This window comes from Ohtaekwangia sp. (assembly GCF_036568665.1).
Taxonomy (GTDB): Bacteria; Bacteroidota; Bacteroidia; order Cytophagales; family Cyclobacteriaceae; genus Ohtaekwangia.
On sequence record NZ_DATCSD010000291.1, the window covers coordinates 1 to 4811 of the forward strand.

Here is a 4811-nt window from a genome sequence, read left to right on the forward strand (position 1 = left end):
TTACCCAGCTCCCATTTCTTCATGGGCAAGCCGGCTTTGTTGAGTGACCAGAATGCAAATATACCGCACCAGCTCGGCATGATGTCGCGCTTGCCAACACCCGGTTTACCATCGGGCATGATAACAGCAACACCATCTATATCTTTCTTTTTCTTGATGCTTGATTCCGGAACCGTAGAGGAATCGCCCGCCTGTCCGTCCGGTATAATTTTCTCTGCGCCCAATGTGGTCTTGAAATATTCCATCAGGCGTGGCCAGCCGGTGCGCATACCATCGCCACCATCTTTATTGGCGATAACTTTTCCGGCTTCGCCTTTAGCAAATGAAACGGCTGCCGCCAGGTTGGAGGCGCTGCGTTGAATGATACGTTTGGGGAAGATGCGCTTGGCAGATATAGCATTGCCACCCCCCGAAGATTTACCAGGAGATGGTGTGGTATGATAGCTCGCTCCCTGCTGTATAGTATGTGTTAACTCATGGGCAAGAAGATGCTGGCCCTCGGATGTTTGAGGGGAATATTTACCATTGTTGAAGTATATATCGTTACCATGGGTGAATGCCTGCGCATGAATCGACTGACTCATCTGCACAGCGGTTTCACCGGTATGGATGCGCACACCACTGAAGTCGGCCTGGAACCGGCTTTCCATAAAGCCAAGGGTATCCCGCGACATCGGTGCACCGATACCTTTTGTACTATCAAGGTTTTGTTCAAAAGTATTTCCGCTCGTAGTGGGTGGTCCCCTGCCGGAGCGCATCACGACCGGTAGCCGGTGCGTTGTAAGCGGCTTTCTGCTGACTTTCTTATCGGATTCATCCTGCTCTTTCCGCGATAACGAGAAGTGCTGATGATTGTCGGATGATGCTGTATCGAATGATTTTGTCTGTACTTCTTCTTTTTGTTCCTGTCGGTGTACCGTTTCTTTCTCCTGCTTGCAATCACTGCACATGCGCTGCACCTGTTCTTCTTTCCGTGGTATATTTATTTCAGCACTGCGCTGCACAGGCTCTTCCTGTTTTTCTGCACGCTGCACTTCTTCTTCCGCACTGCGTTGTACTTCGTCTTTCTCTTCTTTACGCTGAGCAACCCGCCGCACTTCCTCCTTCGGTGCTTCCATCTTCTGCACCTCTTCTTCTGCCGCGCGTTGCACTTCTTCTTTTTGCTCGCCTACACGCTGTACTTCTTCTTTATTTTCTGCTGCTCGTTGTACAGGTTCTTTCTCTTCGACCGCGCGTTGTACTTCTTCCGGCTTTTCCGCAGCAGGTGCTACCGCCACAGGATCGGGCATGGTCATTACTTTATGCGCCATGTGATCGGCTTCTTTCTCCTGCGGATCATCAGGCTGACTAACACTCAGTTTGGGTTGTATAAAAGATGCTGATGTTGATGAAGTTTTTTCTCCGCCAAAAAACGCATCATGCTTGCGCGCAAAAAAAAGACCGCCCGACTGTCGCTGTACAGTCGATGTATGCCGGGTCGTTTTTTCTGCAGTAGTATGCATGTATATATTTCCGAAATCCTATTTATACATCCCTTTGCTAATCAATTCCAGCTTGTATGTAAATAATGTTTCATCCACGGAAGTTTTATTAACCCGATAGTCCAGGGTATACTTTCCAGGAGTATATCGATGGTGTTAGGCTCAACCTGGAGTATCCAATCACCTTCATTAAATCGAAGTATACCTTTCCGTTGTAAAAAACCCTCACGCAATCCATCGGATGAAGTATTTTTCAATGCTGCCCAATGAGAAATTACCGCTGTGAGCAAATCTTCAGCCTGATTACGTTCGTCATCCGATAGATCCTTGATCAACTCGATGGGTAATGCTTCCTCTGCCCCACAGAGTATCTTGGATAGTAATGCGTCATATTCTTTATAGTCGAGATTACCGAACACGAGGTAATGCAGTAATCCGATTGCACGATGTGGATCTGTTATGACATCTTCCTTCAATAAATTACAGTGCGAGAAGAATGTTGGCAAAAATGGTGCGATCAAAACGAGCCCCGCATTTTCAACCGCGATACCCTCTTCCCATATTTTTTCGGCTTCGCTATATTTACTATCATGGTTACTGTCATTGATAATCTTTCCATCCGGTTTCTGTTGTGGCCTGCCTCCTTCTTCGCTATTATCTATACCCCTTTCCTGAACAGTTTTACTATCAGAGGATATTAAATCGACGGCTATATCCCTCTCGGTCGGTTGCGTGTCTTCAGTCTCCCAGTTTTGCAACAACGGTATATACTTACGAAGTATGCTGTTTGCACGAATGGTCTGCAGGGTTATGGGAGAACGTTCTTTTCGCAAGACATCTATAGCAGCACGAAGCCATTCTGCCAGCGATATTGGCAAACCAGCTCCGGGCAGTACGATCCGCTGTATAAAAGATGCGCGGATTCGCAATGCTATAGCGGACGCAGCTGTTTGTCGCGATGTTGCTGATGTGATCAAGGCTATAAATTCAGTATAGGCAGCAATTGCTTCCGTTATAAGCACAGCAGCGTTTGCATGCAGCAAAAATGCGATCGCAGCTTCTACCAGTTTTGTATTGAACTGCGACACCAGTCGCAAAGCGCCACTATAACGACTTACCACGTCCTGTATGGAGCGGGTATATTTCAAAACATAGGCTGGTAGTCCGGGCAGTGATTGATATGAATGCAATTCTTGCAGAACAGCTTCTTCAAAAGCATGCGGTGTGGATACCGTATACCACCAGGGCAAAACGCCATATTCCAGGAAAAACAGAAATGCCCGCAACGTTCGCTCACCCGAAGAAATGTTCAGCAATGACGGATCGCGTTCAACTATATTTCGTGCTTCCGCCAGTTGCTGCTGTAATTGCTCCTGCACCTTTTGCAAAAGTATACCTGTAAATTTCTCTTCAAGCTTATCTTCCTGTATGTTCTCGATCTCTATATCCAGTTTATCAACTACCAGCCATTCATCCGGCAGACTTAGAGTATCGAACATGGCGCCCAGCCCGGCCGTTGCATCGCTGTTCAGGATCGACTGTATGCGCGACTGCAACAGCATGGGGTTTGCAACCTGTGCTTTTATACGCACCGTTTCTTTCCGGATAATATGATTCTGTCCTTCGTGCACTTATTTAAGAAGGGTTTTAACCAATTTGATCAACGCCTTGAGTATACGCACATATACCAGCTTGATCTGATCTTCTCCGTTTTGCGCAAGGTTCTCCAGCTCTTTCTGTAGATTATTGAGTATAGCATTGAGCACAAGCTTATCATCGTCATTGAGTATTGTGATCGCTTTCAGTTTCTCCTGAAGCGCCTCGAACAACGCCAGCAATACATCGTCTACATCTTCTTTCCGCTGGCATGCCCTATAGAGTAACACATTATTGAAACCGGCAAGCATGCGTACAGAAACAGATGTAGAGGTCTCGGTAAGCGGCAGCAGCGTGATCCAATCCGGAATCATACGCGGATCTTTATCAAAGAATTTCAATTCTACATTTCCGCTAACATCCAGCGCACCGGATAACAACTCGATAAACTTACCGACATCTTCTAAGGGATATCCTTTAAAGGCCGCTTTATTTTTCTTGATATCCGGCTGCAGCGCTTCGAAGCCCGGCATCGGGTCTTCCAGCGGCCGGCACTTCATCTCCAATAATGTTCTACCGACAACCGTGATCTTCCGCTCCTCCAGTACGGTAACACAAGTACCGTTCTCCAGTCGCATCTTTATAGTATAGGTGTCTCCTTTGGCATATAAGTGTGCCGGTGTAACAAAACTTGTCAGGTTTGCCACCGGGTATATTTCTTCTTTCGTATTATCACCGAAATATACTACCACCTGCGATGCATTCTTTAACTGATTAAATGCCGCGACTGCTCTCAGTAAACCTCCCTGATCTACATTGCTCGTGCCGGCCGGTTTGGCATATACTGTAATGGTAAAGGAGGCCGTTTCGTTTTGCAGGGAAACATAGTTGAATGTGATGGTTCGCTGTGATTTACCCTGCATATCCACATTCGATGGATGGAATATATACTTACCACTGCCTTGTGGCGACTCTTCAAATTTTTCTCCGCTCAGTGTTCCACCCGGTGGTGTTATCGAAAACTCAAGCTTGTCTACATCCTGGCAGATCTGGTCGGTACCAATCGTTACTTTCACAGGTTCAGGATCACCTGCTTTTACTATTACACTTTCGGGTTTGGCAGAACAAACACCATTGGTAACTTCGGCAGAAACAGTAAACTCTCCTCCGGATTTATAGGTATACGCTGGTGGTGCAATGTCGTGCGACACCGGAGAGTTATCTCCAAAATTCCAGGTAACTCCGGTAATCATAGCCGGGCTATCAAAAGCAAAGGTAAATTTCCGAGGGTTGTTCGGATCGGGCGTTACCATAATCTTCACGGCCGGTTTTCGATATACTGTTACGGTAATAGTCTGTGCCAGGCCTTCAGCCATATAGGTATATGATATACTTACTTTGGCCTGATCGGGAGCAATAACCGCTTTTGCCGGAAGGAACGTAAAGGTACCATCGCCATTATCAACAAAGGTGTCTTTCTGTGCATCTACTGTTGTGATCTTGCCACCTGAAGGACTCGTCAGGAAATAATACTTCTCCTGGTCTTCTCCGCAGTAGTCGTATTTATTTAACGAGAAGGTAATTTTCGGAGGAGGTATATTTACCACGAATTGTACCGGAGGACAATCCGAGCAGCACAGGTATGGTAAATAGAAATCGGCAATCACTACACCTTGTGCCACATTTTCCAATGCATCTTCAAATATACCTTTCACTTTGGCCAGCTCGAATACG

3 protein-coding genes are annotated in these 4811 nt (G+C 46.5%); all 3 read right to left on the reverse strand.

What is annotated here, in order from left to right; translation table 11 throughout:
* Positions 1 to 1502, reverse strand: a 1502-nt coding sequence (locus VIN08_RS15865; RefSeq protein WP_331967049.1) for a DUF4157 domain-containing protein, incomplete at its 3' end; no start/stop codon positions are given.
* Between the two features lie 41 nt (positions 1503 to 1543).
* Positions 1544 to 3112 (reverse strand): contractile injection system tape measure protein, encoded by a 1569-nt coding sequence (locus VIN08_RS15870; protein WP_331967051.1) that lies wholly within the window; start codon positions 3110 to 3112, stop codon positions 1544 to 1546.
* Positions 3113 to 4811, reverse strand: a 1699-nt coding sequence (locus VIN08_RS15875; RefSeq protein ID WP_331967053.1) for a PKD domain-containing protein, incomplete at its 5' end; no start/stop codon positions are given. It abuts the gene before it with no gap.